The sequence below is a fragment of the Streptomyces sp. NPDC047130 genome (assembly GCF_040643475.1).
Taxonomy (GTDB): Bacteria; Actinomycetota; Actinomycetes; order Streptomycetales; family Streptomycetaceae; genus Streptomyces.
This window is the reverse complement of record NZ_JBEYUK010000046.1, coordinates 1-20780: the sequence shown is the minus strand read 5'-3', so window position 1 is coordinate 20780 and position 20780 is coordinate 1. Positions and strand designations below refer to the sequence as shown.

Below are 20780 nucleotides of genomic sequence, written 5' to 3'. Positions count from 1 at the left end.
CTGGGTAACCCCTCATTCCTCACTCTCATTATGGAGCATGCGCCACCGTGATCGTCCCTTCGATGGCTGACGTCGCGCACCGACCGGCCCGACGAACGGCTCAGCCGCCCCCCCGCGCCGCCGCGAACGGGCCGCGGAACACGCCGCGGAACACGCCGCGGAACACGCCGGCCGACCAGCCCGGCCCCGCTCCCCAGGCGGCCCCCGGACACCCGCTCTGCCTCGGCCGCTCCATGCGCACCGCACTGCGCACCGCGATCCACGCCCTGCTGCAGCACCCCACCCTGAGCGACGCCCCCCACTCGGCCCGGACGGCCGCCATGGTGCTCCTCGCGAAGACCAACGCGGCAAGCGGCCACGCGACCCTCACCACGTCCGAGCTGGGGCGTTGGCTGGGCTGCAGCACCTCGCACATCAACCACACCGTCCTGCCCGAACTCCGTGACGGCGCCGCCGAGGTCGAGCCCCTGCGCGGCGCGGACGGCTTCGTGGAGGGCCTGCTGTGGCGCCTCCGGCCGTTCGCCGCCGCCCGGACGGTCGGCAGTCCGAGCGACCCGCTGGCGCTCTCCCGAACGGAACTCGCCACGCTCCTCCGCCTGTGCGAGGCGTTGTTCGGCCCCGGCTGGGCGGTACCGGGGAAGTCCCCGGTACCGGCGGGAGAATTGGCTCGTTTCCGTGGTCATGGCGCGTCCGCGTTGCGGCTGGCCGGGTTGCTGCTCGTGCTCGAGGCACGGGGCGACGGCTGGGTCCGCATGCGTGCCGGACGCCTCCCCGTCGGCCCGACCGGCGTGGCGGGACGCGAGGACGGCTGGCTGCGTGCGGACGTGACCGTCGCCGGGCTGCTGGGATGCGCGGTGCCGGCCGCTGCCCGGGTCGTGGACCGGCTGGTGGACGCGGGGCTGTTGGAAGTCGTCGCGGGCGACCGGCCCGGACGGGACCGGCTGCGTGTGCTGCCGGTCGCGGCCGCGTACGCGCGGCTTGGTACTGACGACGCCGGTGGTACTGACGACGCCAGTGGTACGGACGACGCCGGGGAGCAGACCGCGGTCGAGCCGGAGCACGTGCCCGAGCCGAACTCCGCCACCACCTGTGGCTGTTCCTGCTCCTGTGCTGCCGGGGACGACGAGGAGACCGTACGGCTGTCGGGGCCGGGGTGGCAGCAGTTGGGCTTCGACGCCTGTGTGACCGACGATGTCTCTGCATCCAGTGATTCGAACTCGCCCGAAAACGCGTTTCCCCAAGTGCCGCACGGAGTCCCGGATTCCGCAGCCGCCGACGGCCCTGCAGAGTTCCACACCGACCACGCTCCTGTGGTCCCCCGGTCCTCGTCGATCACCAGGTTGTCTTCCGGTTTTTCCGGCTCCGCCGTCAGGGGCGGAGGCCGTCTGCGGGAACGCGCGCCCGCACGCGAGGATCGCCCCGCCGCCGACACCCGGAACCTGACCGCGGACGGTGGCCGAGGAGGTGTCCCGCTGCGCGGGGAGAAGCCGCGAACCGGCACCAGGCACCACACGTCGGCGGCAACGGCCGGGCTCCCTCTCCCAGCAGGACTGGAGGTGGCTCTGGCCCCGGTGGCCTGGCTGTGGGCCCGTCTGGCCACTGGGCGCGCACGGTGGCTGACCGGCGTCGTGCGGGCCGAGCTGCTGAGGCTGAAGGGCCTCCTGGGCTCCGCCGCGGCCGCACAGCATGCCCTCGCCGCTCGTCTGCAGCGCAGGCTCAACGCCCAGGGCGGCGTGCCGGTCCGCGACTTCGCCGCCTGGCTGATCGGCCGGGGCCTGCCGCAACGGGCCGGGTGCTGGTCGGTGCTGTGCGACGACGGCCTCCGGCTCGACGTCGGCGCCGAGTGCGAGAGCTGCACGTGCCTGGTCGCGGATCGTCGCGGCGCGCGCCGGACGGCTGCCGCGGAGGTGGCCCGGCGGCATCCCGCCGCGCCCGCGGCGGAACGGCAAATCCTGGTGGACACCGAGCTCCGGGACCGCTGGGAACGTCAGGTGACCCGGGACCGGGCGCGCCACGAGGCGGCTGTGGCCCTGAAGGAACGACGTGACCGCGCCCTGACCGCGCGAAGGACGGCGGCCCGTGCGGAGGAGACGGTTCCCGCCGGTGACGCCTGCGTGCACTGCGGGGCCGAGGACGTGGGCGGGGAGTGCCTGCCGTGCGTTCTGGCCGCCGGGACACGTCGCGGGGTAGCGGAGGCCGTGGATCTGGCACTCACCCGGGCCGCGGACGAAGGCCCGGACGCCGTGCGGGCGACGGTCGCCGCAGCCGAGGCCGAGGCCTGGGCCGCCGTGCGGGAAACCGGCGCACGGGCGGTCGCGGACGCTTCGGACGGGCCCGGCGCGGCGCTGGCGCGCGCCTTCGCGGAACGCGAGCGGGCTCGCACCCTGGCCGACGAGTACCGTGCGCGGATCGCCGCCGAACTGGAGGAGTCGCCCGTGGTGGCGGCCGAGGTCGAGCAGCTGCGCCGCGCGGTGCTGCGACGGGTCCGGCCCGTGACGGAGGCTGCCCTCCGGCGGGCGGACGAGGTGGCGGCGGACGCGCGTGGCAGGGTCGTCGAGGACCTCTTGCGGCGACGCCTGGCGGTGGTCAGGCAGGCCAGGACGTCCGGGCCGCAGGAGGACGACCGACAGGGATGGGCGGCCCGCCTCGAGGCACTCGCCGCCCGCCCGCTGTGCGAGCCGGTCGCCTGACCTCCGCGTGCGGCGACTTCACGGGCGCCCCGCTGCAGGTGGACAGGCATGCCCCAGCGGCAGCGGGCTCCCTACGTGTACCCGCCCACGCCGTTCGGCAGGGCGAAGCGGAACGCGCCGCCCCCACTGCCGAGCTGGACCCAGAGGTGGCCGGGCTGGGCGACGGCGCGCAGGGCGATGTCGGCGCAGCCGGGGCAGCGGCCCGTGAGGCCGGGCTCGGGCCCGTAGACGTGCAGCTGACCCAAGGTGGAGGGCATCCGGCACCTTGGGCACAGGCGCCAGGCGGTCGTGGGATCGACGGCGAACACCTCGGAGAGAGGACCGGCCAGAGCGTTCCCGTCGAGGTAGGAGGGGCGGTGCTGGGTCACGTCGGTCTCCTCAGGTCGCGTTCCTGTGTGGGTACGGGTCAGCCGTAGCGTTCGGTGCGGATCAGGTCGGCCGGGTGTCCGGCGGCGAGCAGCAGGTCACTGGTGTGCTCGACGAAGCCGGTGGGCCCGCAGACGTAGCAGCGGCTGCCCGAGGGCGCCGACAGACCGTCGAGGTCCGCGGCCGCGATCCGCCCGACGGGGCGAGCGGATCCCGGTGGCGCCTGACGGGTGTGGAGGACGCGCACCGACAGGAAAGGCGGCGCGGCGGCCAGCTCGTCGGCGTACCAGAGCTCGCCCTGGGTGCGGACGGAGTACAGCAGCGTGCACGGCGCGTCCGAGCGCACCTGACGGCGGGCCCTCAGGATGGCCATGAGGGGCACCACCCCACTGCCGCCGCCGGCGAGCAGCAGCGGGCCGTCGAACGTGCCGTCCCACACGAACCAGCCGCCCAGCGGGCCCTTCATCTCGACCTGCGAGCCCACCGGCAGAACCTCGGCCAGGTACGGGGAGACCTCTCCACCCGGTGTGGACTGCACCCCCAGTTCGACCGTCTCGCCGTCGGCGGGAGCCGCCAGGGAATAGCTGCGCACGGCCTGGTAGCCGTCGTCCGCGGTGAGCCGGACGTCGACGTGCTGCCCGGGTAGGTGGCCGGGCCAGCCGGGGACGTGGAAGCGCAGGGTGCGTCCGGTCGCCGTCTGGTTCTCGCGCTGTTCCAGCCGGGCCGGCCGCCAGCCGCCCGACGGAGCGGGCCGGGCCGCGGAGGTCGCGGCGGGCCTGACCATCAGTCGCTCCAGGTGCGCTGCTCGCGCCATGGGTCGCCGTAGTCGTGGTAACCGGCCGCCTCCCAGAAACCGGGCTCGTTCCGGTCGGTCAGGCGCACGCCCTTGACCCACTTGGCGGACTTCCAGAAGTACAGGTGCGGGACGAGCAGGCGGGCCGGCCCACCGTGCTCGGGTGAGAGGGCGAAGCCGTCGAAGGAGTGGGCCACCCACGCCTTGCCTCCGGTGACGTCCTCCAGAGGCAGGTTCGTGGTGTAGCCGTCGTAGGACTCGGCGACGAGGAAGTCGGCGGCGGTGTCCACACCGTCGAGAAGTACGTCCAGGGACACGCCCTGCCAGCGGGTGTCGAACTTCGACCACCGGGTGACGCAGTGGATGTCGACGACGGGGTGTTCCTGGGGGAGGGCCATCATCTCGTCCCAGTTCCAGGACCGGCTGCCGCCCCTCTCGTCGGTGACCGTGAAGGACCACCGGTCCGTCGCCAGGTGCGGGGTGGGGCCCGCGGACAGGACGGGGAACGACTCGGTCGGGTACTGACCGGGAGGCAGCCGCCCTTCGAACGCGTGGGCCCTGCCCCGGAACCCCGGTGAGAAGTCCGTCATGCGTCTGATCCTTCCGGTGGAGATGCCGCCGGGGCATTCCGTGCAGGCGTCGGTTCCCGGTTCCTCCCTCCATGTTCACGGTGGGCACCGGGGCCGCAACCGCAGGCCGCGCCCGCACCAGTCGGAAGGCCCCCCACCGGCGCCCCCGGGGCAGGGCAGCCGTTCGTATGCTCTGTCCATGCACGCCCGCCCCCGCCCCGCGACCGCTCCATGACGAACGACGCCCCCGGACCGCTCACCCTGCGCCGTCTGCTCGACTACGACGAGGACGGCATCCTGCGGCTGGTCCTCGCCCCGCACGGCTTCGACGTCGCGGTCTCCGGGGTGGTCATCGGCGACGAGGGACCCGACGCGGTCCACCACGGCCGGGTCCTGCTCGCCACCGGCCTGGACCCCGATGCCGCCGAGGCCCCGGAGACCGTACGCGAGGCCGCCCGGCGCGGGGCCGCCGCCCTGGTGCTGCGCGCCCCCGGCGAGCAGCCTCCGCAAGCCGTCGTCGACGCGGCCCGCGCCGGCGGCATCGCCCTGTTCGCGCGCGCCGACTGGGCGGACTGGAACGACACCGTCGAACTGCTGCGCGCGGCGGCCGCGTTCGCCGAAGCGGGCACCGCCGACCCGCTCGCCCAGCACGCGGCCGCCGGCGGGCTGCACCGGCTCGTCACCGTCGCCGCGGGCTACTGCGGAGGCTCCATCACCGTCGAGGACAACCAGTTCCGGGTCATCGCCCACTCGGCGACCAGCCCCGACGCCGACGGACTGCGGCAGTCGACCATCCTCGGCGGCCGGGTTCCCGAATGGCGCGTGGCCGAGATGCGCCGCAGCGGGCTCCTGCGCGCCCTGTGGACCTCCCGCGACGTGATCCACCGGCCCGCCCGGGGCGAGGAACCGGAACGGCTGATCGTCGCCGTCCGGCGGGGCGGCGAACTGCTCGGCTCCCTGTGGGCCGCGGCCGACGGCGGGCAGCTCTCCGAGGACGCCCCCGAGGTCCTGCGGCGCGCCGCGGAGATCGCGGTGCCCTACCTGGTGCGGCACCGGCTGAGCGCGGACACCGGCCGCCGCCGGGAGAACCACGCCCTGCGCGGACTGCTGCGGCAGGAAGGCGACGCCCGCACCCACCTGTGGACGCTCGGCCTCGAGCCCGACACCCCGTGCGCGGTCGTCGTCGCCGCCCACGACGCCCCGCCCGGCCCCGTACCGGACCGCACCCTGATGGCCCTCGCCCTGCAGGCCGTGGCCCACCGGGCGAGCGCCCGCACCGTCCGCGAACGGCACCACCTGACCGTGCTGCTGCCGGTGCCCGACGGAGATCCCCAGGAGGCCCTCGCCCTCGCCCGGGAACTCGCCGCCCTCGCCGCCGCCATGCCGGACGCCCCCGCCGTCTGGGCCGGCGCGGGCGATGTCGTCGACTCACCCCTGGACGCCGCGCGCTCCCAGGACGAGGCACTCCTCGTCGTCCGGGTCCTGCGGCAGCGCGAGGGACGCGACGCCCAGCCGGGCGGCCCGGCGCGGCACCAGGCCCCGACTCCGTTCCCGTCCCCGACTCCGACCCCGGCCGGCCGGCCGCCGTACCCGTCCCCGATCCCGCCCCCCGCCGCGGACAGCCGGCCGCCGGTCCGGCACGCGGGACTCGCCACGACGGCGCAGGCCGTGACCGCGCTGCGCTTCCTCGACGCCGCCCGGCCCGTCTGGCGCGACCACGGGGGAGCGGTCCGCGACCTCCTGCGGGCCGACCTCGCCGCCGGCGGCGACCTGCTCCGCTCCCTCGCCGCCTTCCTCGACGCCTCCGGCGACATCCCGCGCGCCGCCGCACGGCTGACACTCCACCCCAACACCCTGCGCTACCGCCTCCGTCGGGCCCGCGAGCGCTTCGGCCTCGACCTCGACGACCCGGACACCCGACTCCTGCTCACCCTGGCCGTCCGCCTGGAGACGACCGGAGACGATTCTTCCTACGATCCGCAGATCTGACCCGATCCGCCCGCTTGTTGTCCTCCCGTACAACAAGCGCACCCTCCTTCAGCCGCACGGACAAAGACCGGTGCCCACGCTCCGGTCCACCCTTTTGTCACCCGCCGCCCCTCCCCGAAGGCCGTGACCGTGACCCTGCGCGCGAACCCCCAGCCCAACCTCCCCGACCTCCCAGACGGGACCGACGGGACCGACGGCCTTCCGACCGCGACCACCGCCGACCGGACCGGGACCGTCCTGCGCCACGCCCTCGACCACGGCCTGCTGTCCGCCGAGCAGCCCGTCGCCGGATTCCTCGACGTGGACCACATCCGCCGGCAGGTCGCCTCCCTGCAGGCCGCCTTCGCCGAGGCGCCCGACGTGCTGCACACCTTCGCCGCCAAGGCGTCCTCGCTGGTGCCGGTCCTGCGGCTGCTCGCCGAGGACGGGATGGGCTGCGAGGTCGCCAGCCCCGGTGAACTGCGCCTGGCGCTCGACGCCGGCTTCGCGCCCGCCAGGATCGTCCTCGACTCGCCCGCCAAGACCCACGCCGAGATCGCCGAGGCCCTCCGTCTGGGCGTCGCCCTTAACGCGGACAACCTCGACGAACTCGAGCGGATCGACGCCCTCCGCGAACCCGGCTGCTCCTCGGTCGTCGGCCTGCGCGTCAACCCGCAGGTCGGCGGCGGCGCCATCGGCGCGATGAGCACGGCCACCGCCACCTCCAAGTTCGGAGTCGCCCTGCGCGACGAGGGAGCCCGCGAACGCGTCCTCGACGCCTTCGCCCGCCGCCCCTGGCTCACCCGGCTGCACGCCCACGTCGGCTCCCAGGGCTGCCCGCTGGAGCTCATCGCCGAGGGGATCGCCGAGACCCACCGCCTCGCCGAGGAGATCAACACGGCCCTCGGCCGCCGCCAGGTCACCAGCCTCGACATCGGCGGCGGCCTGCCGGTCAACTTCACCGACGACACCGTCCGCCCCACCTACCAGGACTACACGGCGGCCCTGCGCGCCGCCGTGCCCGATCTGTTCGACGGCCGCTACGCGCTCGTCACCGAATTCGGCCGCTCACTGCTCGCCAAGAGCGGTTTCATCGCCGCCCGCGTCGAATACGTCAAGGAGGCCGGCGGCCGCCGGATCGCCGTCACCCACGCCGGCGCCCAGACCGCCACCCGCACCACCCTGATGCCCGACGCCTGGCCGCTGCGCGTCGGCGCCTTCGACGCCGACGGGCACCCCAAGCGGACCCCCCTGCGCGCCCAGGACGTCGCCGGACCCTGCTGCTTCGCCGGTGACGTCGTCGCCACCGACCGCGAACTGCCCCTGCTGGAGGAGGGCGACCACGTCGTCCTGTACGACACCGGCGCCTACTACTTCTCCACCCCCTGGGCCTACAACAGCCTCCCCCGCGTGGGCGTCCACGGATACCGCACCGACGGCCACCAGGTGCACAGCACCACCGTCCGCGACCCGCAGACCCTCGACGAGATCGCCGCGGAGAGCGGCGCCCGCCACACGTCAGGCCTCGTCACCCTCGCCACCCACCCCGCGACCACCCCCGAAGCCCGGTGACCACCACGGGAGCGGACGCGGGCGCGCCCACCCCGCAGACCGGGCCCGCCCGCCCCCTGCACCGCACCCCGGCCCCCTACCTCGCCGTCCCCGCACTCGCCGTCAGCCTCACCCTCGGCCTGTCGACCGACGCGCCGACGCTGTGGGGCCTGCTGCCCGTCGTCCTGTACGCCGTCCTCGCCCTCACCGGCGCCGACCTCGCCCTCGCCACCGGAGTCGCGCTCCTCAGCGCCGTCCTCCTCGCCCTGCCCGCCCCCGGCACCGCCGCGGACGTGCTCGGCGGCACCCTCACCGACCCGGTCACCCTCATCGGCCTGATCATCGTGTTCGGCGCGGCCGTCGGCGAGGTGCTGCGGGTCACCGGCGTGGCCGACGCCCTCGTCCGCGGCATCCTGCGGGCCGTGGAGGGCCGCGGCACCACGGCGCTGACGTACGCCATGATGGGCGCCTGCCTGGTCCTGGTGGCCGGGCTCGGCACGCTCGCCGGCGCACTCGCCATCGCCGCGCCGCTGCTCATCCCGGTCGCCGCCCGCGCCGGGCTCACCCGCTCCACCACCGCCGTCACCATGTTCCTCGGCGGCTGCGCGGGCCTCGCCCTCGCCCCCTTCGCCGGCTCCAACATCGCCATCATGCAGACCGCGGACGCCGACTACCCGACCTACCTCGCCGTCGGTGCCGGCCCGCTCGCACTCCTCTCCCTCCTCCTCGCCGCCGTCGTCGTGCCCTGGGTGCAGCGCCACAGCGCGGCCCGCGGCGACTTCTACCGGCCCGAGGAAGTCACCCGCGACGAACACACCGACCCCGCGGACACCCGGCCCGACGCCCGCACACGACGGGCCACCCGCGCCTTCCTCGCCACCCTCGCCGTCACCGTGGCCTACGCCGCCGTGACCCGGGCCGGCACCGTCTTCCCGCTCCTCGCCCTGCCGCTGCTCGCCCTCGTCACCGCCGCGGCCGCGGGACTGTCCCCGGCGCGCACCGCACGCGCGGCCCTGACCGGAGCCCGCCGCATGCTGCCCATGCTGCTGCTCTTCTGGATGCTGGCCGCCCTGTTCGGATTCGTCGACCTCCTGCGGCCCTACGACGTCGTCCTCGACACCCTCGGGCCCGACCTGCGCGCGATGTCCGCGCTGCCGTTCGCCCTCGCCGTCGCCGCCCTCGGCTGGGTCGGCGTACCGGGGGCCACCGCCGCCCAGGTCATCCTCATCGGCGAGGTCTTCGGCCCGATCGGCGACGAACTCGGCATCGGCCCGGCGGCCTGGGTGATCGTCCTCCTGTGGGCGTCCAAGGCGGACACCTACGGGCCCCTGCCGAACGCCAACATGGTCGGCGCCATGGGCCTCGCCCGCGCCCGCCGACTGCCCTACCTGCTCGGCACCGGATGGGCGCTGCTCGTCCCGGCGTGCGCGCTGTACGCCGTCCTCCTCGACGTCATCCTCTGAACGTCCCTCACCCGCCCCGTCCGCCCCGCCCGCCCCGTCCTCGCCACCGGGCGGAGTGCGCACCCTCTCCCGCGAATCGAGCCGCCATGCCCGCGACCCCCCACCACGTCGACCACGGCGACCACGTCGAACGCATCGCCCCCGACGCCGTCGACCTGCTGATCACCGGAGGCACCGTCGTCGACGGGACCGGCGCCGCGCCCCGCCGCGCCGACGTCGCCGTCCGCGACGGCCGCATCGTCGGCGTCGGCGCCCTCGACCCGGCGGCGCGCGCCACCACGGTGATCGACGCCACCGGCCTGACGGTCACCCCCGGCTTCATCGACCTCCACTCCCACGCCGACTTCACCCTCCTCGCGGCCCCTGACGCCGAGGCATGCCTGCGCCAGGGCGTCACCACCGTCGTCACCGGCAACTGCGGCCTCTCACCGTTCCCGCACACGCCCGGCCCGGCCCCCGGCGCCACCGCCGACAGCCTCGGCGCGGGCCAGTGGCACGACGCGGCCGCCTTCGCCGCCGCCGTCCACGAGGCCCGCCCCGCCCTCAACGTCGCCCTCCTCGTCGGCCACGGAGCCCTGCGGACCGCCGTCATGGGCACCGCCCGCGCCCAGGCCGGCCCGGCCCAGCTCGACGCCATGCGCGCCCTGCTGGCGGACGCCGCCGAGCAGGGCGCCTTCGGCCTGTCCACCGGGCTGATCTACGCACCCGGATCGTTCGCCGACCGCGACGAGATCGTCGCGCTGGCGGCCGAGGCGGCCCGGCACGACCTGCTGTACGCGACCCACATGCGCGACGAGGGCGACCACCTCGTCGAAGCCCTCACCGAGGCGCTCGACACCGCCCGCGCCGCCGGCGTCCGGCTCCAGGTCTCCCACCTGAAGGCCATGGGACCCGCCAACCACGGCAAGGTCCGCCAGGCCCTCGCCCTGATCGAAGCCGCGGCCTCCGACGGACTCGACGTGGCCTGCGACGTCTACCCGTACACGGCCTCCTCCACCCGGCTCACCTCCCGCCTGCCCGGCTGGGCCATGGACGGCGGCCCCACCGCCCTCCTGCGGCACCTCGCCGACCCCGCCACCCGCGCCCGCGTCCTCACCGACCTGCGGCCCGCCGTCGACCGCACCTTCCTGCCCGAAGGGGTGATCCTCGCCCAGCTCACCCCGGGCGCCTACAGCCACCGCATCGGCGACAGCATCGCCGACATCGCCCGGGACGAGCGGGTCGAGCCCGCCGAGGCCGTCCTCAAGGTCCTCGCCGCCCACCACGGCGAGGCCATGATCGTCAACCACGCCATGGCCGAGGACGACGTCGACACCGTCCTGCGCCACCCCTCCACCGCCGTGGCCAGTGACGGCTGGGTCCTGCGCGCCCCCGGCGACGGCCACCCCCACCCCCGCAACTTCGGCACCTTCGCCCGCGTCCTGGGGCACTACACCCGCGACCGCGGTGTCCTCCAACTCGCCGACGCCGTACGCAAGATGACCTCCCTGCCCGCATCCCGCCTCCCCCTGCCCGACCGCGGCACGGTGGTCCCCGGCCAGGTCGCCGACCTCGTCGTCCTCGACCCCGCCCGCATCACCGACCCTTCCACCTACGCCGAACCGTGGCAGTACGCGACGGGCGTACGGGACGTCCTGGTGGCCGGCGAGCCGGTCCTCCGCGACGGCGAACCGACCCACGCCCGCCCGGGCCGCGTCCTGCGCCGGACACCGCCGACGACGCCGCGGCCGGGCCCGCCACGCCGCTGACGACACGACAGGCGGGCGGACGGCCGTCCGTCCGGACGGAGCAACACCGGACGGTGTGTCGGCGCCGACGAGATCAGCATGAGCATGCGGCGATCACGTTCGGATCGCCTTCCCCCTTCGAGCCGGAAGGCCCGCATGCCTACGCACCACACCCGACGGACCGGACGGAGACGCCCAGGACGTCTCCTCCGCGTCCTCACGGGGGCCGCCGCCCTCGTCACCCTCCTGGGCGCCGCCCCGCCCGAGGTACCACCGGCCGAACCCGGCACCTCCGTGGTGACGGTGAAGACGGGAGGCGACCGGGTCGCCGACTCGGTCGTGGGCCCCCTCGCCGGCGTACGGCTCGCCCTGTTCGCCTCCGAGGACGCCACCACCCCCGTGAACACCACCTGGGCGGTGTGCACCTCCGACGCGGACGGCGACTGCAACTTCGTCGTGCCCGACACCGGCGACGGCGGCGCCAACGAAGGCGCGCGCTTCTGGGTCCGCCAGGTCGGCGTCCCGGACGGCTGGTACACCAACCCCACCCTGCGCACCGGCGCCGGCAGCGGCTCCGGCTCCTTCGCCTCCCCCTACCGGTTCCAGACCCCCGCGCTGGAGGACGGCGAGGTCTACTCGTCGACCAGCGACTTCATGTACAGCACGGACTACGCCACCAGCCCCTACCTGGCGTCGGGCGGCATCTGGCAGCAGTCACGGATCAACCCGGAGCTGCCCGAGGACTGCGGACTGGACATCGCGCTGGTCCTCGACCTGTCCGCCTCCGTCGGCAGCGCCCTGCCCGACCTCAAGGCGGCGGCCGACGGATTCACGGACGCCCTCACCGGAACGCCGTCCCGGCTGGCGCTCTTCTCCTTCGACCGGACATCGCCCAGCACCGGCACCACCAACCACCCGGAACTGGTCCCGGTGTCCACGGAGGCCGGCGCCGAGGAGTTCAAGAGCCTCTACGCCGACTGGACGCTGGGGTCCGGCACCAACTGGGACCAGGGCCTGTACGCGGTGGCCAAGGCCGAGCAGCACTACGACGCCGTCGTCGTGCTGACCGACGGCAACCCCACCCGCTGGAACAACCCGGCCACCGGCGACGGCTCGCACACCCACTTCGCGGACGTGGAGGGCGGCATCTTCGCCGCCAACGCCGTGAAGGCCGAGGGAACGCGCGTCATCGCCGTCGGCGTGGGCCGCGGCGTCGAGGGGGTCTCCGGCCTGAACCTGCGCGCCATCTCCGGCACCGAGGCCTTCGACGGCACCAACCCGACCACCGCGGACTACTACCAGACCGCCGACTTCGCGGGCGCCGGCGACGCGCTGCGCGACCTCGCCCTCGGCCACTGCGACGGCACCCTCACGGTCGTCAAGCAGATCGTGCCGCCGCAGAACACCGGGGAGGACGTCACCGGCGCCACGGTGGCGGGCGCGGGCTGGGAGTTCACCGCCACGACCACCACCCCGGGCATCGGCGGACTGCCCGCCACCGAGGAGACGACCGGCGACGGCACCGGCGCGGTGGTGTTCCAGCCCACCTACCCGGGCACCGTGGACAACGCCGCCGTGAACGTCACCGAGGCCGAGCAGGACGGCTACACCGTGGTCACCCAGGGCGGGCGCAACGCCGTGTGCGTCAACCTCGACGACGACTCCCCGGTGGAGGTCACCAACACCGGGGCGGCCGGCGGCCCGGGCTTCACGATCGACCTGCCCCGTCAGGCCGCCGTCAGCTGCACCGTCTACAACCGCGCGCAGGAGGACGAGGAGGCCGACGTCACCGTCGACAAGGAATGGTCGATCGACGGGACCGTGTACGAGCACGCCGACCGCCCCGACGGCTTCGACGCCTCACTCACCCTCACCGGCCCGGGCTCCGCCGGGGCCACCGGCCAGGACTGGGGCGTGACCCGCGACGGCTACACGGTCGGCGACACGGTGACGGTCGCGGAGACCACGGAGGTCCCCGACGACTGCGCCGTCACCGGCCGGCGGATCGTCATGGCCAACGGACGCCCGGTCGACGCGGCGCTGCCCTACCGCGCCGAACTGACCCAGGCGTCCAACACCTACACCGTGCGCAACACGGTCACCTGCGACGACGACTCCGACACCGACCTCACCCTGGTCAAGCGCGTGGTCGGCAAGCACGGCGACGCCGACCCGGAGGACTGGACGCTGACCGCGGACGGCCCGGAACGCCTCGCCGGCCCCAGCGGCAGCGAAGCGGTCACCGGCGTGGCGGTGCCGCCGGGCACCTACACCCTCGGCGAGTCCGGCGGCCCCGCGGGATACCGCCCCGTCGGCTGGGACTGCGTGACCGACGAAGGCGCCCGGCTGCCGGTCCGGGCCGACCGGGTGACGATCCCCGAAGGCTCCTCGGTGACGTGCACCCTCACCAACAAGAAGAAGTCCGGCCACCACGACGGCCACGGCAAGCCCGGCCACCACGGACCGGGCCACGGCCACGGCGACGGCCACGGCGACGGCCACGGCCACGGCGACGGCGACGGCCACCGGGACCGGCCCGACAGCGACGTCTGCCGCTGGCTCCCGCTGCTCGACGAGCTGGACATGGTGTCCTGGCTCTGCCGCTGAGCCCGAGAAGGCCCCCGCGGGGCCCGGCCGACGAACCGGCCGGGCCCCGCCGGCGTGCACGCGCGAGTGCCGCCGTCGCGAACGGACCACCGCGCCACCGAAGTCGAACGGCGCACCCGCCTCGCCACAACCACCCCCACCGGCCTCCCGCCCCGAGGGCACCCGGCACACGCCCGACGGCGACGGCGCCCGCTGGATGAGACACCCGTTGTGCCGCCAGGGCTCCGTCCGTCACACTCGCCGCATGGATCGCCACACGCACCTGAGCCGTCGACTGGACGTCGACCTCGCTCACGTGTCCTCGGCGATGTGTCACCGCGCCTCCTGAGCGCGGTGTTCCCCCGCCCGGCCGTCGCCGGGCTCAGCTTCTCCCTCCAGCCGGGCGGAGTGTGCACCGCTGTCCGCGTGCTCCCACCACTCACCCCGATGGACGGAACCCCATGCGCCTCGCGCCCTTCTCCCGCGCCGCCGTCGTCGCCGCGTCGACGCTGCTGGCCCTGACGGCGGCTTCGGCCACCTCGGCCACGGCGGCGACACCGACCGGCCCCCTGCCTCCGGCCAACCCCTACGCAGGCCCCCTGGGCACCTCCACCATGCACGGTGACACGGCCTCCTCCGACGCCACGCCCCTGCCGGGGCCCGCCGCGGGCACGCTGTCCTCGCACCGCACCGCCCTGCAGTCCGCCTGCCCGACCGTGCTGGTCGGCGGCGACGGCTTCCCGGTGGCACTCTGCACCACCATCTTCGGCCGCACCCCCACCGTCCACCTGCTCGACCCCGCCACCGGCGACTCCCTCGCCGAACTGGCCCTGGCCAAGGGCTCCTTGCTGGGCGGCGTGTACGCCTACCTCGACAACGAGGACCGGCTGGTCGCGGTCGACGGCAACCGTGACCTGCTGCGCGTGGCCCACCGCCGGAACGCCTCCGGCGCCTGGGAGCTGTACGTGGACAGCCGCCTCCCGCTCGCCGGCGCCGTGCCCGACGGCGACTCGGTCACCGGCGTCTCTCCCGACTGGCAGGGCCGGGTCTGGTTCGCCACCGGCAAGGGCGTGGTGGGCACCGCCGACGACCGGACCGGCGTGGTGCGCTCCCTCGCCCTGCCCGCCGGAGAGGAGGTCGCCAACTCGATCTCCACGGTCCCCGCCGGCACCGCCGTGTCGACGACCCACGCCACCTACCTGCTGACCGCGGCGCCCGACGGCACTCCGCGGATCGCCTGGCGGAAGACCTACGAGCGCGGCCCCGGCCGCAAGCCGGGGCAGCTGAGCTGGGGCACCGGCTCCACACCCACCTTCTTCGGTCCGGCCTCCGGCACCGAATACCTCACCATCGTCGACAACGCCGCGCCGACGGTGAACCTGCTGGTGTACCGGGTGAACGACGGCTCCCTGCTCTGCTCGGTGCCGGTCCTGAAGGCGGGCGGCAGCGGCAGCGAGAACTCCCCGGTCGCCCTGGGCACCAGCGTCTTCATCGCCTCGACGTACGGCTACCCCTACCCGCAACTGCCGGAGGGCGCCGGAACCAGCGTCCCGGCCTCCGACGACTTCAAGGGCGGCCTCTCACGGGTGGACGTGAGGCCGGACGGTTCCGGCTGCGACCTCAAGTGGGACAACCGGGTCCGCTCCGCCGCCGTGCCGCGCCTGTCCACCGCGGACGGCGAACTGCGCACGGTGCTGCGCGAGCCGGTGATCCCGGGCACCACCGCCACCTCGATCGTCGACCCGTACCACTACGCGGAGATCGACCCGGAGACCGGCACGGTCACCCGCACCAAGTGGCTGGGCGCCGGCTTCGTCTTCGACACCCTCCAGATGGTCGGCTCCATCGCCCCGGGCCGCGTCGTCCTCCAGGGCACCACCACGGGAGTCCTCCGCATCACAGCCGACTGACCCCCGACCCCGCCCCTGCCCCGCCCCGCCCGCCGACCTGCACCCCCGGGCGGCGCGGTCCCGGGCCGGGGCCGGGGCCGGGGTCGGTGAACGGTCCGGGCAGCGACGCCAGCAGCTTCCGCGCGCCGCTCACGATCGCACCGTCGGCCGCGTCACCGAACTCGACGACCTCGTCGAGGAGCCCGCGGGCCTCTTCCCCCCTGCCCAGCTCGATCATGGCCTCCCCCATCCCCAGCAACGCACTCGCCTGCATGTGAGGCATGCCGACGCTCCGGAACCGGGCCAGCGCGTCACGATGACACTCCACGGCGTCGTCCCACCGCCCGAGAAGCGCGTGGTCCAGGCCGAGGGCGTACGCCGTATGGGCACGCACCATGCCGGCCAAGTGCTCGCCGACCGGCCTGTCCGGCGCGTCGAGGAACGCGACGATACGCAGGTGCTGTGCGTGCGCCTCCGCCACGCGACCCAGTGAACGCAGGCAGGACCCCCACGTGACCATGGCTCCGAGCCAGCCCTCCCGGTCGTCCGTGCCCTCGTAGAGCTCCACCGAAGCGCGCGCCTTGTCCGCGGCCTCCTCCCCTTCCCCCAGCTTGCGGTGCGCGACCGCCGCGTGGGAGAGCGCGGACGCCTGTTGGGCGACGTCACCGACCAGACGCGCGTGGTACAGGCCCGCCTCGGCCCGCTCGACGGCCTCGCGATACCGGTGATCGCACTCGATCAGGGCCCAGGCGTGCATGTTGAGATGGAAGGCCTGGATGTCAGGGTCCCCGAGCGCCGCCGCGGAACGACCGGTCACTTCATAGACCTCCGACCAGTGCCCCCAGAACACCCACAGGTCGCAGAACCACTCCATGGCGTCGCCGACCTCGACGACGCGTCCGTGCTCGCCCTTCTCCGCGGCGGCCCGCAACGCCGCCAGCCAGGAGGGAGCCTCGCTCCGCAACCACTCCCTGGCCTCCTCCGCGTTCCGCAGCGGAACGAGCCCCCGCCAGGACGGCGGCGGAGCACCGTACGCGGGCTTGTACCAGCGGCCGGCGACGACGGCCGTCCCCAGCAACCAGGCCCGCAGACGGCTCTCCGCCGCCTCCCGCTCCTCCGACGTCTCCTCGAGCGCCAGCCGCGCACGGGCGAACAGGCGCACCAGGTCATGCAGCCGGTACCGGCCGTCGGAGGTGGCCTGCAGCAGACCGGACTCGACCAGCTCCTCCATGACGTCCTCGGCCTCGAAGACATCGACCTCGGCCGAGCAGGCTCCGTACTCGACGGTCATGTCGGGCCCCGGGACCAAGCTCAGCAGCCGCAGCATCCGTGCGGCCTCGGCGGACAGCTGCCGGTAGGACAGCTCGAACGCCGCCTCCACACGGGCATCACCCGCGGACAGGGCCCTGAGGCGGCGTCCCTCGTCGGACAGGCGGCCCACCAGCCGCTCGACGCTCCACGCCGGCCTGACCGCCAGCCAGTTGCCCGCGACCCGCAGGGCCAGCGGCAGCCGCCCGCACATCTGCGCCACCCGGGCCACCGCCTCGGGCTCCGCGTCCGCCCTGCCCTCGCCCAGGATCCGGCCCAGCAGCTCGACGGCCTCCCCCTGTTCCATCTCCGCCAGGGCCAGCCGGTCGACGTCCTCCAGCCCGGACAGCGGCCGTCGGCTGGTGACGAGGACCAGGCTGCGCCCGGCCGCCGGCAGCAGAGGACGCACCTGCTCCTCGTCACGCGCGTTGTCCAGCACCACCAGGCAACGGCGCTCGCCCAGCAGCGCGCGCAGCAGCCCGGCATGCCCGGCAGCGCCCTCCTGCCTCAGCCGGCGGTCCGTCACCCCCAGAGCCTTGAGCAGCTTCACCAGCCCCTCGCCCGCTTCGACCGCCCCGTCGACGCCGTGGAGGTCCACCACGAAACGCCCGTCGGGAAACGCCCCCGCCAGGTCCGCCGCCGCCTTGAACGCCAACGTCGTCTTCCCGCACCCCGGCGGCCCCGATATCACCGCCACCGACACGCCCTCGTCGACCCGTTCCGCGGCACCGGCCAGCCAGGCCAGATGCGGCGCACGCCCGGTGAAGTCCCGCACCGACCGCAGCGGCACCGCCGCCCCCGCGAGCGCCACCGCACGCGTCGGACGGCCCGCCCGGCTCGCCGCCAGCAGCAGCTCCCGCTCCGACTCCCCGAGCCCCAGCCCCTCGACCAGCGCCACCACCGTGCGGCGTTGAGGAACGAGGCTCTGCCCCCGCTCCATGTTGCCGATGGCCCGAACACTCACCCCGGACGCCTCGGACAGGTCCTCGATCGTCATCCGTGCCTGCTGACGCAGAGCCCGCAGGACCACCCCGAAAGGCCTCTCTCCGGCCATCTCTCCCTCACAGAGCAATCGGCTGGTACCCAAGCAGCTCACCGACAATCTGCCGCGCCGAACCGCCTCGCAGCCCTGCCGAAGGACCGAAGACCGGATCACCGACCCGAGGATGCGACACGTTGGCTCGGAGGAGCAGCAGGTAGTAATCACTCTCCGGATCACCGGCGAGCACTCTGGACACCACCTCGACGAGCTCGTCCACCGTGATGCCCTCGACCTGAGGCCAAGCGGGCCGGCCGGCCTCCAACGCGAACTCGGCCGGCTCCCGCCGGCCGCCGTACCCGGCGAAGTCCAGAGCCACATAACCGTGGCCCGTCCTCGCGTTGAAGGCCTCGATCTCCCGCTCCGCACCCTCAGCCCCACGAAGCACCAGGTCAGCGATGCGCACGATCTCGCGACAGAGCTCATCCAGCCGCTCCTCGCTCACCGACGGGGGCATCAGCTCCGCTCTCAGATCCACGCTCCGGATTATGCCGCCCGCAGCCCCTCCCGCTGTGCCGAACAGGCAGCGCAGCGACGTGCCCCCGCCCCCGTACCGAGTTCAGAGCTCGTCAAGCTCGTCGCACCCGCACGGCTCCCGCACGAACTGGCTGTTCAGAGGGCATCCTCCGTCCAACCGGCCCGCGACGCCCTCGGCGAAGAACTCCTGCACCGACATGACGGTAGTGGGAAGGAAGCTGCGACAACACGCGTTCCCGTCCCAGAACCAGACGCGGCCGCCGGGCGTCCGGAAGTCGACGAAGTTCCACATCGAACAGCCCACGTCCATGATCGGAACAATGCCCGGCGGGACGGTCTCGTCGTCAGGATCGTCCGAGGGCCTGGTGAACATGCGATACAGCTCGAGAATGTCCTCGACGTCGCAGAAGACGTGGTCCGGTAGAGGGCTCAGGGAGGCGCACTTCCACCCGTCGACACCGAAGCCGCCGTTGGAGACCTCTGTGTAGAGCCGACGCAGGAAACGGGGCATCGGGTGACCAACCTCCGCCTCGACAGCGGCGAGCACAGCCGGCGTGGCGACCGGCACCAACACGTCGGCAGGCGTCTGCCGCCGGATCACCGCAATGAGCTCATCCTCGGTCATATCCCACCCTCCCCGTACGCCACACCCTGCCGACCAGCATGAGGCACAGGTCTGACACCGGCCCGCCAGTTGTCGTCTGCGGAACCGTCACAGGTCGAGGTGCGGGATTTCACGGGTGACATCCAAGGCGCCGTCGGGCCGTCGCTCGCATACGAGGAGGCAGGCGGTCAGCCGAGGGAGTTCTTTCAGAATGGTGCGGGCGCCTGCGGTGCCCAGGGCGCGTCTTCGTCGTCTTCGTCGTCCTTGCGGGGGTGGTGTGGTCGGCCAGGTCATGGCTGTAGTGGATGATGTCGGTTTCCCACGCGGACATGACGGGGTGTCCGGGGCTGCCGGGGTCTTTGGGTATGAAGTGGTGCGCGTAGACGGGAATGAGGCCCGGCGCTTGCCCGGACTGGCCACTTCAGCTGATGGCGCAGGTCGTTTTTATCAGTGTGGCGTCAGTCGGGTCAGGGTTGCTGCCGCGTCGCACCTTCTTTGGGAGGCGAGACGGCTGGCAGCCCAACCGTGCAGCAGTCCCGAACCTAAGTCCGTAGGTTGCCTCGGTCCGGCTGATCTCATCCTCCGTGAGCCTGGAGCTGTCTCTGGGTACAGCCCAAGGTCGCTACAAAGATGATCGTGGCCAGGGCGTCACAGTCCCCGCCCGGCGTCGGCCACCCGAACACCATGGGCGGGTGCGGGGCGAGAGCTTGATGGGCTCCAGCGTTTGCCGGGCGGGGTGCCGCGGTCAGGAGGACACGTTCAGGGCCAGCGAGGCGACGGCGGTGGCGAGGTAGGAACCGGGAAACGCGAGGTTGTGGAACACGCGGGCGTGTAGATGGAGGACGAGTGCGCCCATGTAGAGGAGAACCAGGCCGCAGGCACCACTGCGGCAACGGCTTCTTGCTGTGCCGCTTCGCGCTGATCGGTTCGGTTTGGGGTCGTCATGTCCGTTTGTTGTCTTCTGGGTTTTCAGCTGGGGTAGGGGACGGGAGGTCTGGACGTAGTTTTTGTGGGCGAGGCTACGGTGAAACCGGCACCGGGTCGCAGCCCAGGGCCTGCAACGGGAAGCGTGACCGTGCCCCGATCAGCTCCATACCGGTGGTGCTGCCTGAGTCCAGAGTCTATCCGCTACTTCAAAATGAAGCACACGGAACGCATGAAGCTCCTCAACGTACGCGAAGCCTGTTGCGGCGGCGGGCACGGCGTTGAACCGGCTACCGGGCATCCTGACCCGGTTTACACGTCCAAGGGGTGAGCCTGTCCGCTGTCCTCTGCCTTCCTGGGGCGTGGTGTGGATAGCACTGGTGAAGCAGCGTCATCGTGAAGGCTGTATACGAGTGACCACGACCCAGCTTGTGCGCTCGGAAGAGGAGAGGGAAGCCCCACCGGGAAACCCTGAGGGGGAAGCACCGTAGAACCTGGGAAGGCTTGTCGTCAGCATCGAAGCCCTGACCCTGGACGCCGAGCGACACGAACGCCCCGGCCTCCCTCCAGCTGGCTGTGTCCGCGTCAGCGGGCACTCGTGCAGCCCTAAAGGCGGGCAGCAGGGCACGCCGAGGCGGGGGAGCGCAGCGGACCCGCCTTTGCCGGCCTGGAGCGCAGCGGAAGGCCTGCTGCGGGACGTAGTCCCGCTGCTCCGGGAGCGCAGCGGACGGAGCGTCAATCTCCCTGCGAAGCAGGGGGATTGGGTGGGCCGCGCAGCGGCCCACCTCCGCTCCCGCGGAGCGGGAGCGGAACACCCGCGATCCGC

Annotated in this window: 13 protein-coding genes; 7 read left to right on the top strand and 6 right to left on the bottom strand. The window is 73.5% G+C overall.

Annotation, left to right across the window (positions count from 1 at the left end; genetic code table 11):
• The first annotated feature begins 233 nt into the window (after positions 1–233).
• Positions 234–2690, top strand: a complete 2457-nt coding sequence (locus ABZ836_RS29600) for a hypothetical protein (protein WP_361147319.1) — start codon at positions 234–236, stop codon at positions 2688–2690.
• 71 nt (positions 2691–2761) lie between these two features.
• Here ABZ836_RS29600 and ABZ836_RS29595 read toward each other — a convergent pair whose 3' ends face one another.
• Genes ABZ836_RS29595 through ABZ836_RS29585 form a run of 3 tightly spaced genes read right to left on the bottom strand, consistent with a single transcriptional unit; the run spans position 2762 to position 4439 of the window.
• Entirely contained in the window at positions 2762–3058 is a 297-nt protein-coding gene (locus ABZ836_RS29595; protein WP_356139203.1) for a DUF6510 family protein, read from the bottom strand.
• 38 nt (positions 3059–3096) lie between these two features.
• Complete coding sequence (locus ABZ836_RS29590; RefSeq protein WP_361147328.1) at positions 3097–3840, bottom strand: ferredoxin reductase; 744 nt, start codon at positions 3838–3840, stop codon at positions 3097–3099.
• Positions 3840–4439 (bottom strand): molybdopterin-dependent oxidoreductase, encoded by a 600-nt coding sequence (locus ABZ836_RS29585; protein ID WP_361147315.1) that lies wholly within the window; start codon positions 4437–4439, stop codon positions 3840–3842. Before ABZ836_RS29585 ends, ABZ836_RS29590 begins: the two co-directional genes overlap by 1 nt.
• 210 nt (positions 4440–4649) lie before the next feature.
• Here ABZ836_RS29585 and ABZ836_RS29580 point away from each other — a divergent pair, with 210 nt between their 5' ends.
• The 6 genes from ABZ836_RS29580 (at position 4650) to ABZ836_RS29555 (ending at position 15623) form a co-directional block, all read left to right on the top strand.
• The gene (locus tag ABZ836_RS29580) at positions 4650–6407 is read left to right on the top strand and encodes a helix-turn-helix domain-containing protein (protein ID WP_361147312.1); all 1758 of its coding nucleotides are present in this window, start codon (positions 4650–4652) and stop codon (positions 6405–6407) included.
• 129 nt (positions 6408–6536) lie between these two features.
• Positions 6537–7958 carry a diaminopimelate decarboxylase gene (locus ABZ836_RS29575; RefSeq protein WP_361147309.1) on the top strand — a complete coding sequence of 474 codons (1422 nt, stop codon included), beginning with the start codon at positions 6537–6539 and terminating at the stop codon, positions 7956–7958.
• The gene (locus ABZ836_RS29570) at positions 7955–9400 is read left to right on the top strand and encodes a Na+/H+ antiporter NhaC family protein (RefSeq protein ID WP_361147306.1); all 1446 of its coding nucleotides are present in this window, start codon (positions 7955–7957) and stop codon (positions 9398–9400) included. Before ABZ836_RS29575 ends, ABZ836_RS29570 begins: the two co-directional genes overlap by 4 nt.
• Positions 9401–9486: 86 nt before the next feature.
• Positions 9487–11148 carry a D-aminoacylase gene (locus tag ABZ836_RS29565; protein WP_361147303.1) on the top strand — a complete coding sequence of 554 codons (1662 nt, stop codon included), beginning with the start codon at positions 9487–9489 and terminating at the stop codon, positions 11146–11148.
• A gap of 135 nt (positions 11149–11283) precedes the next feature.
• Positions 11284–13734, top strand: a complete 2451-nt coding sequence (locus ABZ836_RS29560; protein ID WP_361147300.1) for a hypothetical protein — start codon at positions 11284–11286, stop codon at positions 13732–13734.
• Positions 13735–14174: 440 nt separating this feature from the next.
• On the top strand, positions 14175–15623 hold the full coding sequence (locus tag ABZ836_RS29555; protein WP_356139190.1) for a hypothetical protein: 1449 nt from the start codon (positions 14175–14177) through the stop codon (positions 15621–15623).
• Here ABZ836_RS29555 and ABZ836_RS29550 read toward each other — a convergent pair.
• The 3 genes from ABZ836_RS29550 to ABZ836_RS29540 all read right to left on the bottom strand — a co-directional run bounded on the left by ABZ836_RS29550 (position 15610) and on the right by ABZ836_RS29540 (position 19051).
• Positions 15610–17964, bottom strand: coding sequence for a helix-turn-helix domain-containing protein (locus ABZ836_RS29550; RefSeq protein WP_361147296.1), 2355 nt, complete (start codon positions 17962–17964; stop codon positions 15610–15612). The two genes, ABZ836_RS29555 and ABZ836_RS29550, sit on opposite strands and share 14 nt — an antisense overlap.
• A 7-nt stretch (positions 17965–17971) precedes the next feature.
• Positions 17972–18427 carry a hypothetical protein gene (locus ABZ836_RS29545; protein WP_361147293.1) on the bottom strand — a complete coding sequence of 152 codons (456 nt, stop codon included), beginning with the start codon at positions 18425–18427 and terminating at the stop codon, positions 17972–17974.
• Positions 18428–18508: 81 nt separating this feature from the next.
• The gene (locus ABZ836_RS29540) at positions 18509–19051 is read right to left on the bottom strand and encodes an SMI1/KNR4 family protein (protein WP_361147290.1); all 543 of its coding nucleotides are present in this window, start codon (positions 19049–19051) and stop codon (positions 18509–18511) included.
• Between the last annotated feature and the right edge of the window lie 1729 nt (positions 19052–20780).